Source organism: Gardnerella sp. DNF01144 (genome assembly GCF_049244245.1).
Taxonomy (GTDB): Bacteria; Actinomycetota; Actinomycetes; order Actinomycetales; family Bifidobacteriaceae; genus Bifidobacterium; species Bifidobacterium piotii.
In genome coordinates this window covers 701366-721558 of sequence record NZ_CP058390.1, presented here as the reverse complement: position 1 = coordinate 721558, position 20193 = coordinate 701366, and the positions used below count along the sequence as shown (strand labels likewise).

Here is a 20193-nt window from a genome sequence, read left to right as displayed (position 1 = left end):
GTATTTGTGCTTGAAGAACTTGAGATTCGTAATTTAGGCCCAATTTCTAACGCTGTTATTACGCCTTCTAAAGGAATGACTGCAATAACTGGCGAAACGGGTGCTGGAAAGTCCATGCTTTTAAGCGCTATAAAGCTTATATCTGGAGGAAAAGCAGATTTGGCAAAAGTATCATCTTTTGCAAATGAGTCTTGGGCTCAAGGCGTGTTTTCTGTGCCAAAATCTAGCGATGTTGCGCAAATATTGCAAGAATCTGGGATTAATGCCGAAGAATGTGAAGATGACGATTCTAAAGAAGAAGTTTACGTATCTAGGTCTGTTCCAAAAAATGGTAGATCAAGAGCTGTAATCTCTGGTTATTCTGTTCCAAAATCCTTGCTAGAAAGCGTTTGCTCGCACACAATAACAATTCATGGTCAAAGCGATCAGCTTCGCATAGCAACAGCTTCAAAACAGCGTGAATTCTTGGATTCAATCTCGTGCAATTCTAAAGAACTACAAGACTATGAATCAGAGTTTAATAAGTGGCAAAATGCTGTTGAATCCTATAATCGCCTTATAAATCAGCAATCGTCTTCTAGACAGCGCGCCGACTATTTGCGCGAATCGTTAGAAAAAATTCAACAAATTGATCCAAAACCAAATGAGGATGAAAATCTTAAAGCTAAAAGAGATCGCATAGAAAACGCTGCTCAAATCGTTGGAGCTATTAGCGAAGCAATTTCTTCGTTAGACGCAAGTCAAATTGACTACGGCGCAATAGATTCAGTTGACGCATTGCATTTGGTTGATAATGCTGCTAGGGCAATTCGTTCGATTCGAGTTGACGGAGATTATAGCGCGATTGCAAATCAACTTGACGATATTTCTTCCCAAATTTCCGACATTGTTATGCAACTTGCTCAACAATTAGATGTTGATGAAAGTCAAGAAGATTTAGACGCTATTAATAATCGTATTCACGATTTAAGCGATTTAACACGAAGATGGGGTCCGCAAATTGACGATGTTTTAGAGTGGGCTAAAAAAGCGCAATTTGAGCTTGAAGATTTGGATGATTCACCAGAAGCTATTTCGCGCGCTAAAGACTTGTGCGAGAAGACTTATAAAGATGCTGAAAACCTTGCCGAAGTTCTTTATAACACGCGAAAAGTTGTTGCAGAAAAGTTTAGCGACGAGGTTAGCAAAGAGCTTGATTCCTTATCTATGCCAGATGCGCAACTTTTGATTAATGTTTCTAAGAGTGCTAAAAACAAGGATGGAAAATTTGATTTAAACGTGCACGGCTTAGATAGTGTTGAGTTTCTTTTTAAGCCTTTCCCTGCATCTAACTATTTGCCAATGGGCAGTAGTGCTTCTGGCGGTGAGCTCAGTAGGCTTATGCTTGCAATGGAGCTTGTTGCTGCAAAGTTTAACCACAGCAATAATCAATCAATGACGTTTATCTTCGACGAAGTTGACGCTGGCGTTGGCGGAGTGGCAGCCGTAGAGTTAGGCAAGCGCTTGGCTTTGCTTGCTAAAAGTTCACAAGTGATTGTTGTAACGCATTTGGCTCAAGTGGCAGCTTTTGCAAACGTTCAATTTGTTGTTAGAAAAAAGATTAAAAGCGCGGCGGATTCTGGAGCTGATTCTAGTGCGGATTCTGGCGAGAATTCTAGCTTTGCAGATACAACTGTTAGCAAATTAGATGAAATTAGTCGCCAAAGCGAAATCGCAAGAATGCTTTCGGGAAGCCAATCGCAAGCATCTTTGGATCATGCAAAAGAATTGCTTGAAAATAGTAAAGTTTAATGAAAAATCTTAAGCTAATTAAAAGTAATTTCTATAAAACAGGATTAATATCAGGATTAATAATATGAGCGAAAAAGCATTAGTTGACAATTCAAATTGTGCTGCGATTTTTGATTTTGACGGAACTTTGCTTGATTCTTTGGATGTTTGGGACAAGATAGACGAAGAGAGTTTTGCTAAACGCGGCATTAAAGTGCCTGCAGATTTTGCTGATTCCACTGCCACAATGACACCTCGCCAAGTTGCGGATTACGTTATTGAGCGTTTTGGTTTTACGGATTCTCCCGAATATTTAATGAAAGAGTGGCAAGACATGGCTTTTAACGCATATGCAAAGCATTTGCCACTTAGAAAAGGCGCTAAAAATTACGTTGATTATTTGCATAAAACGGGTGCGAAATTAGTTCTTATAACTACTCTTTCTAAGTCTTTATGCGTTGCTGCATTAAAGCGTACGGACTTGTATGATTACTTTGATTTGATGATTTTTGGAGAAGACTTAGAAAGTAATGCAAAAAATAGCTATAAAACTTACGTTGACTTATCGGATCGAATCGGCGTAAAAGCAAGCGATTGCACTGTTTTTGAGGATTCTGATTCAGCACTAAAGTCAGCTTGTTTAGCTGGAATGAAAACTTGTGGGGTAGCAGATTTAATAAATGGCGATTTTGACTTTGCGCCAAAAAGTCTTAAATAAATTGCAAAGTCTTAAATAAAAAAAGTTGAGGTGAGGTTTCACATACCCCGGGTTTTGTCGCGTGCAAAATGCACACGGATGACCATCCATCTCGATTTGACGTTACCGCCAAACTCTAGCAGTCTACCCGAAGACTTAGGCGAGCAGCCCTTAAACACCTTCTGCTTGACCTTGCTCCCAATGAGGCTTGCCATGCGGCTAACTGTTACCAGAAGCCCGGTGGTCTCTTACACCGCCGTTTCACCCTTACCTAAACAAAAGTTTAGGCGGTCTATTCTCTGTTGCGCTATCTCTCAGGTTGCCCTGGGCGGACGTTATCCGCCATTGTGCTCTACGGAGCCCGGAAGTTCCTCAGCTACTCCGAATGAACATTGCAGCCGCGGTCATCGTGAAACCTCAACCTTCCCAATTATAGCAGACGTCTTAATTTTGCGCATATTTTGCGACTCGCTAGAAAATGGCGGCTTTTAGCGGATATAATAGATGTATCAGCGGCGCTGGTGCCGTTGACGTGTACACAAACCGATTTATATCGGATTACTTAAGGAGGTTCGCATGGAAATCGTCATCACTGGACGTCATACGCAAATTAAGCAAAGATTCCGTGACGTTGTAGAAAGCAAGATGAATCGTGTGACCGCCATTGCTCCAGATGCTCAGCGCATTCAGATTGTGCTTAACACTGAGGGCAATCCAAGGCAGGCAGATACTGCAAAAAGAGTTGAAATTACTGTAGTTGCAGGAAGTACGGTTATTCGCGCAGAGGCGTCTAGCACAGATCAATACAGTGCATTAGATATGGCGTTAGATAAGTTGACGCTTCGCTTGCGCAGAACTCGAGATCGCCGCAAGGATCATCGTCGTGGCTACGAGCAGATGGTTCCAGTTGATTTGGGTGTTGTAGAGCCAGAAGTTGAAACAACTGTTGAAGAAGTTGTTCAAGAAGATGGAACAAATAGCGCAGATGCTGCGGTTGCTTCCGACTTAGGTCCTGGCGAATCTGTAGAGGTGAGTGTTGGAGATACTCCTATTGTGATTCGTCGTAAGCTCCACATTGCCGAGCCAATGAGCATTGATGAAGCATTGTACGAGATGGAACTTATTGGTCATGATTTCTTCCTGTTTGTGAATAAAGAAACCATGCGTCCATCGGTTGTATACCGTAGGCATGGATGGAGTTATGGTGTGTTTGAGATTGATACTCCAGAAAATGTTGCTAAAAAGAAGTAACAAAACAGTAAAGAAATAATAAAAGAATAAAAGCAAATAAAGATAAATAGAATAACTAATATGAGTTCAATGCCCGTCTAGTAATAAGCTAGGCGGGCATTTTATACGCTGTTTTGGACTCGCGAGCTTATAAAAATCGTAGCCGTCGCGTAATATAGGCACAGTTTACGTCTATATTGGCTAGCCGAATAATAGACACGACCTAAGGGAGCTAAACGTGGTAGATATCGTTGATAAAGCCTTGCGCATGGGTGAAGGCCGTCAATTGAAGCGCCTTGAGAACGTTGCGAAGGCTGTGAATGCGCTTGAAGATCAGATTTCTGCGCTTTCGGACGAGGAACTTAAAGGACAAACGGCAAAATTCAAGCAAAAGTTAGACAATGGTGCGAAGCTTGATGACTTAATGCCAGAAGCCTTTGCTACAGTGCGAGAAGTTTCAAAGCGTACTCTTGGTCAGCGTCACTTTGACGTTCAGCTTATGGGCGGTGCAGCATTGCATTGGGGCAATATTGCAGAAATGAAGACTGGTGAAGGTAAAACACTCGTTGCAACACTGCCTAGCTATTTGAACGCTTTGGAAAGTAAGGGCGTTCATGTTGTTACTGTTAACGACTATCTTGCTAGCTACCAGAGTGAGCTTATGGGTCGTATTTACAGGTTCCTTGGCATGAGCGTTGGATGCATTATTACAGATCAGCAGCCACCAGAGCGCAGGAAGCAATATAACGCAGATATTACTTACGGCACAAACAACGAGTTTGGCTTTGATTATTTGCGAGATAACATGGCTTGGGAAAAGGGCGATCTTGTTCAGCGTGGTCATCACTATGCAATCGTCGATGAGGTTGATTCCATTCTTATTGATGAGGCTCGTACGCCACTTATTATCTCGGGTCCTGCCGAAGGAGATGTTACGCGTTGGTATCGCGAGTTTGCAAAGCTTGTTCTAAAGCTTGATCGCGATGTTGATTACAAGATTGACGAAAAGCGCAAGACTGCTGGTATTTTGGATCCAGGCATTGCAAAGATTGAAGATTATTTAGGTATTGATAATCTTTACGAGCCAAGCAACACTGCTTTGATTGGCTACTTGAACAATGCTTTGAAAGCTAAGGAATTGTTCCTTCTTGATCGCGATTACGTTGTTACTAATGGCGAAGTTTTGATTGTTGACGAGCACACTGGTCGTGTTCTTCCAGGTCGTCGTTATAGCGAAGGCTTGCATCAGGCGATTGAAGCTAAAGAGAATGTTGAAGTAAAAGCAGAAAATCAGACTTTTGCAACTATTACTTTGCAAAACTACTTCCGCATGTACGACAAGCTTGCTGGCATGACTGGTACTGCAGAAACGGAAGCTGCCGAGTTTATGGGAACATACAAGCTTGGTGTTCTTCCAATTCCTTCTAACCGTCCAGTTATTCGTATGGATAAGGATGATTTGATCTTCCGCACTAAGAAGGAAAAGCTTGCTGCGATTGTTCGAGACGTAGCTCAGCGTCATGCAAAGGGTCAGCCTGTTTTGCTTGGTACTGCATCGGTTGAATCTTCCGAAATCGTTTCTTCGCTTTTGGATGTTGCTCGTATTCCTCATCAAGTGTTGAATGCTAAGCAAAACGCTAAGGAAGCAGCTGTTGTTGCTGTTGCGGGTCGTAAGGGTGCTGTGACTGTTGCTACAAACATGGCAGGTCGTGGTACAGATATTATGCTTGGCGGAAACGTTGAGTTCTTGGCAGATGCAAAGCTTAAAGCAGAAGGCTATTCTCCAGACGATACTCCAGAAGAGTACGAGAAGCGTTGGCCAGGCGTTTTGGCAGAAGTTAAGGAACAAGTTAAAGACGAGCACGAAGAAGTTAAGAAGCTTGGTGGCTTGTATGTTCTTGGTACTGAGCGCCACGAATCTCGTCGTATTGATAATCAGCTTAGAGGCCGTTCTGGCCGTCAGGGTGATCCTGGCGAATCGCGCTTCTACTTAAGCTTGGAAGATGACTTAATGCGTTTGTTCAACACTCAGCTTGTTGCGCGTGTTATGGCTAAGGGCTTGCCAGAAGGCGAACCAATCGAATCTAAGTATGTTTCTAATGGCGTGCGCACGGCTCAAAAGACTGTTGAAGCGCGTAACTTTGAAATGCGTAAGAACGTTTTGAAGTATGACGACGTTATGAACAAGCAGCGTACTGTTATCTATTCTGAGCGTCAAGCTGTTCTTAAGGGCGAAGATATTCACGAAGATATCTTAAAGTTTATTAAAGATACTGCAGATAGCTACGTTCGCGGAGCAATGAACGGTTCCGATAAGCCTAAGGATTGGGATTGGGAAGGCCTTAAAGATGCTGTGAACGCAGTTATGCCAATTATTGTTGATTGGGATCAGCTTCGCTTGCAAATTGAGCCTCTTAAGGGTCAAAAAGCTGTTGATACTTTAAGAGACACGATTGTAGATGGTGTAACAACTATTTATGCAGTGTTTGAAGAGCGAATGGGCTCCGATAGCTTGCGTCAATTTGAGCGCAGAGTTGTTTTGGCTGTTCTTGATAGAAAGTGGCGTGAACATCTTTACGAGATGGACTACTTAAAGGATGGCATTGGCTTGCGCGGTATGGGTCAGCGAGATCCTTTGGTTGAGTACCAGCGCGAAGGCTTCCAAATGTACAACTCCATGATTGAGGCCATTAAGGAAGAGTCTATTCAGCTTCTGTTCCGTATGAATCTTGAGCAGATTGTTGCAGAAACAGAAAATCAAGATGATTCTTACATTGACGAAAGCATTGAGCAAGAAGAGCAAGAAGAAGACGAGCATTCTGGAATCGTCGGCCCTGCTCCTATGAGCCATGCAGAAGGCGAAGTTCCATTAAGCAAGCGTCCAAAGGCGGAGGAGTGGAAGACTCCTTGGGCCGATGGTCGTACCTTCCCTGGAACAAATAAGAACGACGAATGCCCATGCGGATCTGGCAGAAAGTACAAGCTTTGCCACGGTCAAAATGAGGATTAAAGTCAAAGTCTTATAAAAGTAACGTTTTATAAAAATGAGGCTGGTGTTAATGCATCAGCCTCATTTTTTTGCGCGAATACACTTAAACTCGCTAGTTCTAAACTCGCGCGCCTTTTCCAAACTCGTTATAGTCTTCGCTAGAAGTATTGTCCTTTTTTCTGCTCATAAGTAGGCCTGCGCCACCAATCAAAAATAGGAAAGCGCTAACAGAGCCAGTGTAAATCGCAAAATATGGCACTAGAACGCTCAAAATCATGCCTAGAACGCCCAAAACAAACACGCTCCATAAAACTACAAGGGTAATGGAAACGTTCTTAAAATGGGGGTTTGGAGCAACAAAGTCGTCTCCGTAGTCGTCCATTGTTTTATCAACATCGAGCCAGCTTGATGTTGTGTTATCTCTTGGACCAGGTTTAGTGGTAAATGCTATGTTTCTTAATGGTTCTGCAGCTTGATTAATGCGTTTTCTAAAGATTTTTGCGCTTTTGGACTTTTCTAAATCATTAAAATCTTTTTTGTGCTCGCTAACGAATTGAGACCAGTCGTCGTTAAAGTTTTGACTAAACGAATCGTCACCATTGCTGTTTTCGTTATTATACAAACGGTTATGGGAGTTGGTATTCTTAGAAGAAGTCATGAATTATACTGTAGCAAGTCTGCTTGATAGTTTGAATGCTATTTTGTGAATCTTGCTAGAATGGGGATTAGCATGTTGTATTGGTTCTTTGTAAAGGGGTTTGGATTCATTGCTCGCTTAAGGATTCATCCTACTGCTCAAGGAGTCAACAATATTCCTAAAACAGGCGGAGCGATTATTGCAGCAAATCATCTTGCTGTTATTGACGATGCGCTTTTGCCTCTTACATGCCCGCGCATGATTCATTTTATGGGAAAAGCTGAGTATTTTGAAGGCAAAGGATTAAAGGGGCGATTCAAAAAGTGGTGGTTTACGTCTGTTGGCGTGTTTCCAGTGGATCGTTCTGGCGGATCAAAATCGCTTGGCGCGTTGAATCACGCTAAAGAAATCCTAGAAAAAGGTCAGCTTTTTGGAATTCACATTGAAGGAACAAGAAGCCCAGATGGAAAGCTATATAAGGGTCATTCAGGCGCTGCAAGATTAGCTCTAGAAACAGGATGTCCGATTGTTCCAGTTGCGATTGTTGGCACTCGCGAACTTCAAAAACATGGCCAGATTATGCCTGCAAAGGGCAATACTAAGGCGATTTACGGAAAGCCAATCGAAGTTAGCAAGATGAGTCCAGAAGAAATTACGCACGATATTCTTCGAGATCTTACTAATAAAGTAACAAAAGCAATCCAACAAATGAGCGGTCAAGAGTACGTTGACGAATATGCGCAAACTGTTAAAAAGCGCATGCTAGAAGAGTCGCAAGCAAAAACAGATAATCGTTAAGTTAAATAGTTAAATAATCGTTAACGTTACTGTTGTTGGATTTCCGCTTTCGTCTAGAACTCTAACTTGAGACCCTGGAGCCGCGGATTGGAATCTAACAGTGTGCATAAGATCGCCCAAAGGCGCAGAAATATTAACTTTTAATCCAAGCGATTCAAGTATTCTTCTAGCTTCATTAGCGTTCTTATTGCGCACATCTGGCATTGTTATAGTCTTCGGTCCCTTAGAAACAACAACATCGAGTTTATCTCCCCAATGCATTTGCGTTCCCTTTTGCACAGACGCGCTAATAATCTTGCCTTTTCCTACTTTGTCATTAAACTCTTCGCTGTAGTTTGGAACTAATTTTGCTTCGTTAAATGCCTTATCTGCTTCTTCTTTTGTAAGATTAACAACGTCTGGCATAGAAACAGACATTGGCCCTTTAGAAAGAATCACAGTAATATTTTTATTGTGATTCATTTGCATTCCAGGAGTTGGCGAAATCTCAACAACGCATCCTTTAGGAATTTCCAAAGAATAAATATCTTCGCTTGATTTATGCGTAATAGAAGTAAATCCTGCCTTTTTTAATGCTTTTATAGGATCTTTTCCAGCATTGGAAGTTGGATCTATAATGTCTTCTGGAATAGTTGACTTGCGTACGCCTTTTGAAACAACAATTTTAACGCGGCCATTATTTCGCTTAGAGATTTTGCTGCCACTAAAATCTGGATTAGTGAAAATAATGTTTCCTTCGGGTATGTTGTCGCTAAAGTCTTTAGAAACCGAATAAGGAATATTAGATATTTTAAGAGTGCGCTCGTAGTCTGCCCACGGAACGTTTGTTATTTTACATGCACTTTGTGATGCGCATTCTTGCGTGTTTGGTTTTGGTAAAGACCAATAGCTTCCAGGGCCTAAATAGTACCAGTACGCGCCAAATGCTACTGCGGCTGCTGCGATTGCTGCGCAACTTGCAGATATAATAATAATGTTTTTGCGCGTTTTTTTGCCATTGTCGTTTGCATTATTAGACTTATTTCTTTTAGCTTTTAATCGTTCACTAATAAATTGCGGTGCGCGCATTGTAACAGTGAGCATATTATTATCGTTAAAGTCTTCTAGAGGATTGCTACTTGTTGAAGACGAATAGTTTGAAGAACCTTCATTAAAATCGGAGTTTTTTGTAGATAATGCTTGAGTTGCGTCAATATCAGCTGTTTTATCTATGTCTGTAGTTTTATCCATATCTACAGTTTTATTTAGCTCTTTTGTGTTAGATATAGTATCATTCGACGAATCAGAATTACCCAAAGTATTGCTATTAAAAGTATTGCTATTAATGCTAGGCGGAAGCGGTATTTGGGATTTTAGATTAGAGTTTTTATCTTCAAGTTTGTTTGTTATTATCGAGCCTTCAAAAGATTGATTTTCTGCGTCTAAATCTACTTCAAACTTATATTGCCACTCTTCTTCGCTTAAGCCAGAGCACACTCTTCTTAAAATATTAAGCGCTTTAGAAGCATCACTTGGTCTTTTTTCCATTTCTCGAGCAGTAATCGAACTAAGAAAATCAGCAACCGAAGAATTGATATCTTTGCAAACAGTTTTTATAGAAGGGGTGTCTTCGTGAACATGCTTAAAAACAAGAGTTACTGAATTATCCGCGTTAAAAGGAACTCTGCCAGCTAACATCTCCCAAGCCATCATTCCTGCGGAATATAAATCTCCTTGAGGAGTTGCAAGATTCTTCTCAATCATTTCTGGAGCAAGGTATGCAGCCGTTCCAAGAAGAAGACCCGTAGAAGAAAGAGTTGCTTGAGAAATTGCACGCGCAAGTCCAAAATCGGTGATTTGCACGTTTCCGCGGTCGTTAATCAAAATATTTTCTGGCTTAATATCTCTGTGTACAACGCCAGCAAGGTGTGCGGATGCAAGACCATCTAAAGTCTGAGCCAGCACGCGCAAAGTATCTTTTACACTAAAAGTGCCGTATTTGTTCATCTCGTATCTAAGATTTACGCCATGAACATATTCCATAACTAAGTAGTCAAGTCCTTCAAATTCGCCAGTATCGTAAACTTGAACAATATGCGGATTTGCGATTGATGCTGCAGAAGTTGCTTCTCGGCGGAACCTTGCAATAAATTGTTCTCGGTGAAGACCTTGAGCAAGCTGAGTATGCATGATTTTAAGCGCAACAGGGCGATTAAGACGCTCATCTTGCGCTTTATAAACAGTAGCCATGCCACCTTCCGCTATCTTTTTAACTATGCGATAGCGATTTTCAATACACATTCCCAGTTGCGCTTGAACTTCACTCATATAGTAAATCCCTTATACGCGTATTAAAACACACTATTTAAAAGTGTACAGGTAATACAGTAAAGAATAGTCGCAATTTGCGCTTATTGCCATTCTTTAGGAATAAACATGCTAGAAATATTGTGCAAAATGACTTTACTATGATTGCTTAGTGAACTAATGTCTATTTTTTCTTGCGATTCAACCCAAAGATTGTGAATGCGCTTTTTAGACTTACTTATAGCGCCACTTTTATTGTAAATATCAATGATTTTTTTAACGTCGTATTCGCTTCGACTTTTAGAAGTGTATGCGTTTATTAAGAAGAGCTTATCTTCGTGCGAGCAAAGTTCTAAAGCGTCTGCTAAAAGAACAGCGCGTTTTCCTTCTCGAGTATCTCCTCCGATTGGCTTACCCGTGTGAGCAGAATCCGAAACAATATCTAAAAGATCGTCTGCAAGTTGGAATGCTATTCCTAAAGGATCTCCAATTTGATTTGCTAAGTTGATTGCGTAGTCTTTTTGCATTCCAGCAGCCAAAAATCCTAGAGCAAGAGGTGCAATAGTTGTGTAGCTTGCAGTTTTCCACCTAAAAACGTTTATAGAAGATTCGGCAAGTTTTTGTGGATTATCTAGGCTCATCATTTCGATTGAAAGGTCTAGAATTTGGCCAATTCCAACGTTTTTTTGCATGTTTGTAAACTCGCATAAAACCTCATTAGGATTTTGCAAATTTTCGCACGCCTTTCTAGCTATATCGAAGCTTTGAGACGCTAGAATATCTCCGAGCATTAATCCAAGCCCAGTTCCAATATGATTGCTGTTTGTGGCTTTAGATAGAGCGCAATATGCGCTTGGTTTTCCTCGTCTTAAAGCGGATTCGTCGATTATATCGTCGTGAACAAGTGCTGCTGTTTGAAATACTTCTAGAGCGCAAGCAATGTCTAGCATTGCGTTTTTTGAGTTTTTGTAAGAATCGTCACTTTGTGTAGCTGAGTTGCTCTCTTTTGATGCGTCAAAAGCATACAGTGCTAATAAAGCTCTAAGTCGTTTTCCGCCTTCGCTAGACAAAATTGCTTGGGAAACAACGTTTTTAAGTGTTTTATTGCAATTAGAAATAAGATTTATGCAAGCTAAAGAATCAAATTGACTATAAATTAATTCGCCTATACGCGTATCGATGCATGACTTTTGCGAATCTAAACTCATATCTACGAGTTATCCACATGCCTTAGACATTGCAGAAGTGAGTATTTCCTAAGACTTTTCTAGGATTTTTCTAGGATTTATAGCCTTTAACCACATTGCTTAGTTTTTATTGCGTTATCGCTTTTGTAATGCAAAACTCTTATTTACAAAGTTAAAAGAAACAGCGAAATCAATACAGCAAGTATCGAGTAATGAATAACGAATATCGAATAACAAATAACAAATAAAAAATAAAAAATAACAAACATAATAAGGGAGGAATTATGAAAACATTAAAAAACGAATCTAAAGGTTGCGAAATCAACGAAACGCAATTTTTTGAAGACAAAGATCATGAATATTCAACTTTTAAGGAGATGACAAATCTTTATGCTGCAAGTATGATTTGTAACAACTCCGAAGAGTATTTTGCTATGAGCTGTGTTGCTGGAAAAACAATAGAAAAGGTGGATTTTAATAATATTCCAAAAGAGTGCATAGCAGTTTTAGACATTACTAAAGATTATGTTAACAATCATCATGATTACAGCGATAATTGGATTGAAAATCTTAGATCTTTAGCTCCAGAATTTTTTGAAAAGTATATTGATTACATAAACAGAGATTTAGATGTTAAATGTAAGCAGGAAGCATTCTCGGCTTTTGATATTTTTGCAAATCAATCAATACGCAACTGGCATAATATGATTTTCAAAAAAGAAGGAAACATTGTGGGCTACGACCTTATAATGCTGCCGATTGCAATGTTTGACAATATTAACGTTCGAGACACTTTGCTTGTAGATTTATTGGATTCTAAAGGGGAGTACTACAATATTGATTCGTTGCTTACTCTAGCTTTAGAGCCTAGAACAAAAGAAATATCTAAAGATTTAAGACGTTTTCTAGAAGAAAAATTTAACGAAGATCACGAGCTTCCAGATATTTGTAAAGCGTTAGACGTTGTAAATCTACTAAAAGCTATGGCTTGTGTTGTAGATGGAATACCAGAATTAAAAGTGCAAGTTTACGCTTTAATGTGCTATATAAGTTGGTGGTTTAGGCTAGGTGATGTTGAAAAATATGTTGAAATGGCGTTAGATATAGATCCTGATTGCTCAATGGTTAGAATAGTAGATAACGCATATAGGAATCATGTAGAGCCAGCGTGGTGTAGAAAATTCGCCACGCCGCAAGAAGAAAGTAATAATGAATCGTCCTTAGAAGATGATTAACTTCTTAATGAAAAGTTGCCCTTGCCATAACTATGCCTTTATGGTATAGTAGAGTGCCTTTAGGGTATAGCAAAATTAAATACCCTATTTTGGCGGATTACTTTGTGTTAGCGGGGAATCTACAGGAGGAAAAGTTTGGCGAGCGAAAATAAAGCAAGTGTCGATTCCAAGACGAGCAAAGAAGAACAACAAGACTTTAAGATTGATGAAGACGTTGATGCTCAAGACGTTGATGCTAATGTTGATGCGCCAATGGATCCAGACGAAGATCACATGGATTTAGAAGATTTTGATGACATTCACGATGATCTTGATGTAGACGACGTGGACAACTTGGACGATGTCGACGACATTAATAATCTAGACGATATCTCTGAAGACGAAGACGGCGAAGAAACGGACGAAAACAAGCCAGAAGCTCCGCAAGTTCCTCAAGCAAAAGGCGCTTTTATTGTTCGAGATGACGACGATGACGATAATCTTACGCCTTCTGGCAACCCAAAGCGTCGAGTAATCGCTACTGGAGCTACGGCAGATCCTGTTAAAGACTACTTAAAGCAGATTGGTCGCGTTAGCCTTCTTAACGCGGAGCAGGAAGTTGATTTGTCGGAGAGAATCGAAGCTGGCTTATATGCTCAGCATTTGCTCGATACGCAAATCGACCAAATGGAGTTTAAGCGCAAGCGCGAGCTTAAGTGGGCTGCAGCAGATGGTAAGAAAGCTAAAGATCATCTTCTAGAAGCAAACTTACGACTTGTTGTTTCTCTTGCTAAAAGGTATACGGGCAGGGGCATGCTTTTCCTTGATTTAATTCAGGAAGGTAACCTTGGTTTAATTCGTGCAGTAGAAAAGTTCGATTGGAAGAAGGGCTTTAAGTTCTCAACCTACGCAACTTGGTGGATTCGCCAGGCGATTACGCGTGCTATGGCAGATCAGGCTCGTACAATTCGAGTTCCAGTGCATATGGTGGAAGTTATTAATAAGCTTTCTAGAGTTCAGCGTCAAATGCTTCAAGACTTGGGTCGCGAGCCTACGCCAGATGAGCTTGCACGCGAGCTTGATATGCCTGTAGAAAAGGTGCAAGAAGTGCAAAAGTATGGTCGTGAGCCTATTTCTTTGCACACTCCTTTGGGTGAAGACGGCGATTCTGAGTTTGGTGATTTGATTGAAGATACCGATGCAATCGCACCTTCGGATGCAGTAGCATTCTCGCTTCTTCAAGAGCAGTTTAGGCAAGTTTTGGAAACTCTGGCTCCTAGAGAAGCTGGTGTTATTAAAATGCGCTACGGTTTGGAAGATGGACAGCCTAAGACTTTGGACGATATTGGTCGCGTGTATGGCGTTACTCGCGAACGCATTCGTCAAATCGAGTCTAAGACTATGTCTAAGTTGCGTCATCCTTCTAGGTCGCAAACCTTGCGTGACTTCTTAGATCAGTGATTTGTTATTAGATACGCTCTAGTAGCTTTAATTGTTGTTGTATAAGGAGTAAAAGTGGCTTCTCTTAAAGAAGAGCAAGAGCAATATGATGCCGATAGTTTGACCGTGCTTGAAGGCTTGGATGCTGTTCGTAAGCGCCCAGGTATGTATATTGGCACTACAGACAGTCAAGGCTTAATGCATTGCCTTTGGGAGATTATTGATAATGCGGTTGATGAGGCTTTAGCTGGTGCTTGCAATCATATTATTGTTACTCTTCACAACGATGGTTCTATTGAAGTTGCGGATAATGGTCGCGGTATTCCAGTAGACGTGGAGCCAAAAACAAAGCTTACTGGCGTTGAAGTTGTTCTAACTAAGCTTCACGCTGGAGCAAAGTTTGGTAACGCTTCGTACAATGCTGCAGGCGGATTGCATGGTGTTGGCTCTTCTGTTGTAAATGCGTTGAGCTTGCGATTAGACGTAGAAGTAGATAGAGACGGAAAAACGCATCATATGGCTTTCCATCAGGGGCATCCTGGTGTTTATAGCGATGCAGATCCAGCAAATCCGTCTCCTGCTTCTCCTTTTAAGCGCACGCGCAAGAACAAGCCTACTGAGCTTGAGATTATTGGTACGGTTTCGCCAAAAACTACTGGTACTCGAGTTCGTTATTGGGCGGATCCTGAGATTTTTAATTCAACAGCTCGCTTTAGTTACGAACAGTTGATTGACAGAGTTCGTCAAACCAGTTTTTTGGTTCCAGGATTGCGCATTACTGTTATTGATGAGCATGTTCCAGAAGGCGAATTTAGCGATATTCAAGAGATTGATGTTAGCGCTAGTGATGATGCGAATGCTAATACTAGTGATTTAACAGATGATTTGGCTTTTAAGGATGAATCGCAAGCAACCGTAGATAATGAATCTAATGAGCTAAATCAATCTGAATATGAATCAGAAGAATCTGAATCTGATGGCGAATCGGAAGTTGAATCCGATGGCGAAATTGATAGCGAATCCGAAGAATCCGAAGAATCAGAAGAATCCACCGAACAATCTGTTGCAAATAGTGAGTCTGCTAGAGAATTGCAAAATAATCATCATCCTAGAGTTGTTGAATTTTTGCATAATGGCGGAGTAAAAGATTTTGTTGACTTTCTTTCAAAAGGTCAAGCAATCTCCGATATTTGGCGTATTTCTGGCGAAGATACGTATGTAGAAGAAACGCAAGCTGTTGATTCTGCAGGGGATTTACATGCTCAACAAGTAACACGTAAATGCGGTGTTGACATTGCAATGCGATGGGTGAATGGCTACGATTCAACGATTATTAGCTTTGTGAACGTTGTTGAAACTCCTGGCGGAGGCATGCACGTAGACGGATTCTTGCAAGGATTGACTAAGCAAATTCGCAAGGCTGTTGAAGACAATGCTAGAAAACTTAAAGTCAATCTTAAAGATTCAAACACTAAGATTGAGCGAGACGATATTCTAGCTGGAATGGTTGCTGTTGTAACGGTTCGTATAGCAGAGCCTCAATTCCAGGGTCAAACTAAAGATGTTCTTGGGACTGCTCAAGTTAAGCCAATCGTTACAAAAATGACGGATGCTCAATTTGGGGAAATGATTAGCGGATCCAAGCGAGGATTTAAAGAGCAGTCTGCTAGAGTTTTAGAGAAAATCGTTTCCGAGATGCATGCGCGTATTCAAGCGCGTAAAACTAAGGAAGTTACTCGCAGAAAGAATGCGCTTGAGTCTGCTTCTATGCCGCCAAAACTTTCTGATTGTCAGCCTGGAAACGACGATGTTGCAGAACTTTTCATCGTAGAGGGCGATTCTGCACTTGGTACTGCAAAAGCTGCTCGAAATTCCGCTTTCCAAGCGCTTTTGCCAATACGCGGTAAGATTTTGAACGTTCAAAAAGCAAGTCTTGCTCAAATGCTCTCTAACAAAGAGTGCGCTGCAATCATTCAAGTTGTTGGAGCAGGATCGGGCGCAAGTTTTGATATTTCGCAAGCGCGTTATAACAAGATTGTTATGATGACCGATGCTGATGTTGATGGCGCGCACATTCGTATTTTGCTTCTTACGCTGTTTTATCGCTATATGCGTCCGCTTATTGAGAACGGTCATGTTTATGCTGCAGTGCCGCCGCTTCACAGAATTGCTCTCGCTGGAAAGCACAAAGGCGAGTATATTTACACGTATTCCGACGACGAATTGGCTGGAAAGCTTGATGACTTGCAAGCTAAGGGCATTGATTTTAACAGCGATATTCAGCGCTACAAGGGCTTGGGTGAGATGGATGCAGATCAGCTTGCAGACACAACTATGGACCCTAGAACTCGCATGTTAAGAAGGATTCGTATGGAAGATGCTCAACAAGCAAGCGAAGTATTCGATTTGCTAATGGGCGATGACGTTCCTCCACGCAAGCAGTTTATTGTTGATAACGCAGACGACTTTGATCGCTCCAAAATAGATACCTGATTTTGTTATGTATTATTTTATGAAGGGGCGTTCGCATTGCAAATATGAAGAACTAGGTTGGGGAATTTTATGATTAACCTTCTTCTTGCAATTATCTATTTAGCATTTATTAGCTTGGGTTTGCCAGATGCTCTTTTAGGATCTGCTTGGCCGACTATGAGCCACGATATTGGCGCGCAAATTTCTTGGGCTGGCGGAATATCAATGGTTATTTCTGCAGGAACTATTGTGTCTGCTCTATTGAGTGACAGAATAACTAAGCGATTTGGCGTAGGAAAAGTTACTTCTGTATCTGTTGCTTTAACTGCGTTGTCATTATTGGGTTTTTCTTTTGCGCCGAATTATCTTGTGCTTATTTTTCTGGCAATTCCGTACGGACTTGGTGCTGGAGGAGTAGACGCTGCTCTTAACAACTATGTTGCTTTGCACTACGAAAGCCGTCATATGAGCTGGCTTCACTGCATGTGGGGTATTGGAGCTTCAGCTGGGCCTTACGTTATGGGTTTTGCGCTTTCTGGCGGATTTGGATGGTCTGCAGGGTATCAATATATTGCTATTGTTCAAGTTATATTAACTGTAATATTGTTTGCAAGTTTGCCATTGTGGAATAATCGTAAATCGCATAAATTACTAAATCCTATTAAGATATCTAAAGAATATTCTAAAACGCTATCTCTTGCAGAAGTTTTGCGCATTCCTGGAGCTAAAAATATTTTTATAATGTTTTTCTGCTACTGCGCTATTGAACAGACTGCAGGATTATGGGCTAGTAGTTACATGGTTTTGCATGGGTCCGTTAACCACGTTGTTGCAGCGGGTTGGGCAAGTTTATTTTATGTTGGTATTACAGCAGGACGATTTATAAGCGGATTTTTGACAATGCGTTTTAATGACGAAACCATGATTCGTCTTGGGCAACTAGTGATGATTTTAGGCATTATTGTATTGTTATTGCCATTGCCAAATCATATAGCATTGGTTGCAGGATTTGTGATTATTGGTTTAGGTTGTGCACCTATTTATCCATGCATTATTCATTCCACACCGCATTATTTTGGAGCTGATAAATCGCAAGCGATTGTTGGCGTGCAAATGGCTAGCGCATATATTGGATCAATGCTAATGCCTGCAATCTTTGGGTTTATTGGTCAAAACGTGTCTATGTCTTTGCTGCCAGCATATTTGATTATTTTGCTATCTATAATGGCGTTTATGCATATGAAATTGATTCGGACTTGCAAAAGTTTAGTATGAAAATATTTTTGTGTGATTGTTTGCTGGTTTTGGTTTAAGATTTATTAAGATTATTGTGAGTTTAGTTACATTTTATTGCTATTGAAAGTATAAGTTGTAGAATATGTGAAGATTCAAACTAATACTGTTAAGCACATGTATTATATTTGTTTTAATCGCTAATAATTTTAGAAGAGTTGGTTTTGCACGAGGAAAAAATGAGTAAGAGAACTAATATAATTTTGACTAGCGCTATGATGGGTATTGCTACTGCTGCGTGTGCTTTTTGCGTAGCGCAAAGTGCGAATGCTGCTGAAACTTCAACTGCTTCTGGTGTTACTACGACTGTAAATTCTTCTGCGGTAGATTCTAAAACATCCATTGGGGGGGGGGCTTTAGATAGCACTTCCGTAAAACCTTCTGAAAGTATTAACTCTTCAAATTCTAACGAAACTGAAAAAACTAACGAAACTACAAAATATGCTAAATCTGCTAAAACTTCTGAATCTGTAACTGATACTGAAAATTTTGAAACTAATAAGATTACGCAAACTCTTATAGATGTAAGCAATACTAATCTTCCAACAAGTAATCGTGGAAGTATAAATGTACATGAATCTGCAGAATCTAGGGAAGCTTCAAATGATTCAAGTAGCACAAATGATGCATCTTTAACTTGGACGCGTGACGACTTTAATATTTCTGCCGATGGTAAAACTGTTGGTGGCAGGAAAGATGTTTATCATCCTGAAACGAATGAAACAGTAAATGAATATGTGGATGGACTTAGCGCCAAAGGCAAGGAAAAGCTTAAGAAAAATCATCACATAGTTATTCCTGAAGGTATTGAAGTTATTCATGAATGTGCTTTTACTGGAAGTGCAAAGCAGGTTGGGAATAAGCATGAACACATTGATGGCGAAACTTATATTGAGGGTGTAACTCTTCCGCAGTCTCTTAAGATTATAGAATATGGCGCTTTCGGTTGGAATAAAATTAAGGGAACTGTTGTTATTCCAAAAAATGTTATTTCAGTAAGCAATGCAGCCTTTGTTGCTAATGAAATTGAAAAAGTTGTGTTTGAAGGTGTAATTGATGGAACTGGCAAAGAGCATGATACGGATGCTGACCCGTATTATCTTGCTGGAGTTGGTAGTGTTGCTTTCCAAGGTAATAAAATTTCTGAAATTGTTGTAAAAGGTAATTTAGGACAATATAAGTTTCGCTCAGGGGAAAATGATTCACCGTTTGACAATCAAAATCCTGGACCTTTTACTATTGAGGTAGGAGAGGAATATAAGCGCCCTATTACAATTACTCAAGAAAGCTCTGGTCATACAATCAGTGTTATGGAGGGTTTTGAGGAGAATGGGAATCCCGTAACGATTGACCGCTCGCCATATTTTAAGAAAAACTCTGATGGCAAATATGTAGCAGTGAAGACTGGCACCCTTGAAGGTCAGTGTATATTTTATGATTTTGTTAATAATATGCCTAGGATGATTGGTAGATCGCACTTTACCTACAACATTATTCCTAAGGCTAAGATCTACACTGTTACTTTTGTAAATGGCAATAATTCTAATTATGCTTCTGTGCAAGTTAAGGAAGGCAAAAGCATAAGTGAAAACAGTGTTGCAGGTCAGATGATGCCATCGGCACCATCTAAAGAAGGTTATACTTTTGTAGAGTGGAATGCCGACTCTACAGGTAAGGATAAAAGCAAAATATTTACTGATCAAACTCCAGTAAAAAGTGATATGACGGTTTATGCTATTTATACACCTAAGCCAGCTCCTGCTCCGATTCCAACGCCTGTGCCAAAGCCAACGCCAGATCCTGCGCCAGATACGGATGAAGAGCAAACTCCAGCTCCAGATTCTACGCCTATTACAGATTTTGTTCCTTCGCATGTGCAAGAATATACAAAGAATCAAGATTATTCGTTTGATGTAAAGAAACAAGATGAAGCGCCATTGAAAATGCAGATTCAAGCTAATTCTGCTAAGCATTTGCCTGAAACTGGCTCTTCAGTGACTATGGCCATGAATTCTTTGTTTGCATCTGTGTTTGCAGGAATTTTCGTACTTGTAGGAGCTAGAAAATCACTTCGTAGCTATTCCAAGCATGCTCGCAAAAACTAGTTACGAAAATTGCAACTTTAGCGTACATAGAAACAATTGTATAAATGGCGTAACTGCCCAACGTAATTACACAAC

The 20193-nt window shown here is 40.5% G+C and carries 13 protein-coding genes and 1 other RNA gene; 10 read left to right on the top strand and 4 right to left on the bottom strand.

The genetic code is table 11. The annotated features are described in order from the left end of the window. The first annotated feature begins 6 nt into the window (after positions 1-6). A complete protein-coding gene (gene recN / locus HXT36_RS02815) occupies positions 7-1791 on the top strand; it encodes a DNA repair protein RecN (protein ID WP_421779193.1) in 1785 nt (594 codons plus the stop codon). Positions 1792-1855: 64 nt separating this feature from the next. Next, a complete protein-coding gene (locus tag HXT36_RS02810; protein WP_421779192.1) occupies positions 1856-2488 on the top strand; it encodes an HAD family hydrolase in 633 nt (210 codons plus the stop codon). A gap of 27 nt (positions 2489-2515) precedes the next feature. On the opposite strand, the gene rnpB is transcribed toward HXT36_RS02810, so the two are convergent. Next, positions 2516-2887, bottom strand: an RNA gene (gene rnpB, locus HXT36_RS02805) — RNase P RNA component class A. A gap of 156 nt (positions 2888-3043) precedes the next feature. Here rnpB and hpf point away from each other — a divergent pair. Together hpf and secA are read left to right on the top strand one after the other, a co-directional pair. Beyond that, positions 3044-3718: a ribosome hibernation-promoting factor, HPF/YfiA family gene (gene hpf, locus HXT36_RS02800; RefSeq protein WP_016635580.1), complete on the top strand. Its 675-nt coding sequence runs from the start codon at positions 3044-3046 to the stop codon at positions 3716-3718. A 217-nt stretch (positions 3719-3935) separates the two neighbouring features. Next, positions 3936-6707, top strand: coding sequence for a preprotein translocase subunit SecA (secA, locus tag HXT36_RS02795; RefSeq protein WP_421779191.1), 2772 nt, complete (start codon positions 3936-3938; stop codon positions 6705-6707). A gap of 97 nt (positions 6708-6804) precedes the next feature. On the opposite strand, the gene HXT36_RS02790 is transcribed toward secA, so the two are convergent. After that, entirely contained in the window at positions 6805-7344 is a 540-nt protein-coding gene (locus HXT36_RS02790) for a hypothetical protein (RefSeq protein ID WP_248899084.1), read from the bottom strand. Positions 7345-7416: 72 nt separating this feature from the next. On the opposite strand from HXT36_RS02790, the gene HXT36_RS02785 reads away from it, so the two are divergent. Further along, complete coding sequence (locus tag HXT36_RS02785; protein ID WP_004574600.1) at positions 7417-8121, top strand: lysophospholipid acyltransferase family protein; 705 nt, start codon at positions 7417-7419, stop codon at positions 8119-8121. Between the two features lie 9 nt (positions 8122-8130). Here the strand turns inward: HXT36_RS02785 and HXT36_RS02780 are convergent, their stop codons facing one another. Then, positions 8131-10428 carry a protein kinase domain-containing protein gene (locus tag HXT36_RS02780; protein ID WP_421779190.1) on the bottom strand — a complete coding sequence of 766 codons (2298 nt, stop codon included), beginning with the start codon at positions 10426-10428 and terminating at the stop codon, positions 8131-8133. Between the two features lie 83 nt (positions 10429-10511). Further along, the gene (locus HXT36_RS02775) at positions 10512-11615 is read right to left on the bottom strand and encodes a polyprenyl synthetase family protein (RefSeq protein WP_421779189.1); all 1104 of its coding nucleotides are present in this window, start codon (positions 11613-11615) and stop codon (positions 10512-10514) included. A gap of 263 nt (positions 11616-11878) precedes the next feature. Between HXT36_RS02775 and HXT36_RS02770 the strand changes: the two genes are divergently transcribed. The 5 genes from HXT36_RS02770 (at position 11879) to HXT36_RS02750 (ending at position 20118) form a co-directional block, all read left to right on the top strand. Continuing rightward, positions 11879-12829: a hypothetical protein gene (locus tag HXT36_RS02770; protein ID WP_020758553.1), complete on the top strand. Its 951-nt coding sequence runs from the start codon at positions 11879-11881 to the stop codon at positions 12827-12829. 135 nt (positions 12830-12964) lie between these two features. Beyond that, a complete protein-coding gene (locus tag HXT36_RS02765) occupies positions 12965-14269 on the top strand; it encodes an RNA polymerase sigma factor (protein ID WP_016635588.1) in 1305 nt (434 codons plus the stop codon). Between the two features lie 54 nt (positions 14270-14323). Then, complete coding sequence (locus HXT36_RS02760) at positions 14324-16741, top strand: DNA topoisomerase IV subunit B (RefSeq protein ID WP_346284401.1); 2418 nt, start codon at positions 14324-14326, stop codon at positions 16739-16741. A 69-nt stretch (positions 16742-16810) separates the two neighbouring features. Further along, positions 16811-17995, top strand: a complete 1185-nt coding sequence (locus tag HXT36_RS02755; protein WP_016784777.1) for an MFS transporter — start codon at positions 16811-16813, stop codon at positions 17993-17995. Between the two features lie 197 nt (positions 17996-18192). Beyond that, positions 18193-20118 (top strand): InlB B-repeat-containing protein, encoded by a 1926-nt coding sequence (locus HXT36_RS02750; RefSeq protein WP_421779188.1) that lies wholly within the window; start codon positions 18193-18195, stop codon positions 20116-20118. Positions 20119-20193 lie beyond the last annotated feature (75 nt).

What these genes read in the sequence shown, in the direction of transcription:
- HXT36_RS02810 (WP_421779192.1), top strand. Translation starts at nt 1,856, where the DNA reads ATGAGCGAAAAAGCATTAGTTGACAATTCAAATTGTGCTGCGATTTTT.
- hpf (WP_016635580.1), top strand. Translation starts at nt 3,044, where the DNA reads ATGGAAATCGTCATCACTGGACGTCATACGCAAATTAAGCAAAGATTC.
- HXT36_RS02790 (WP_248899084.1), bottom strand. Translation starts at nt 7,344, where the DNA reads ATGACTTCTTCTAAGAATACCAACTCCCATAACCGTTTGTATAATAAC.
- HXT36_RS02785 (WP_004574600.1), top strand. Translation starts at nt 7,417, where the DNA reads ATGTTGTATTGGTTCTTTGTAAAGGGGTTTGGATTCATTGCTCGCTTA.
- HXT36_RS02780 (WP_421779190.1), bottom strand. Translation starts at nt 10,428, where the DNA reads ATGAGTGAAGTTCAAGCGCAACTGGGAATGTGTATTGAAAATCGCTAT.
- HXT36_RS02775 (WP_421779189.1), bottom strand. Translation starts at nt 11,615, where the DNA reads ATGAGTTTAGATTCGCAAAAGTCATGCATCGATACGCGTATAGGCGAA.
- HXT36_RS02770 (WP_020758553.1), top strand. Translation starts at nt 11,879, where the DNA reads ATGAAAACATTAAAAAACGAATCTAAAGGTTGCGAAATCAACGAAACG.
- HXT36_RS02755 (WP_016784777.1), top strand. Translation starts at nt 16,811, where the DNA reads ATGATTAACCTTCTTCTTGCAATTATCTATTTAGCATTTATTAGCTTG.
- HXT36_RS02750 (WP_421779188.1), top strand. Translation starts at nt 18,193, where the DNA reads ATGAGTAAGAGAACTAATATAATTTTGACTAGCGCTATGATGGGTATT.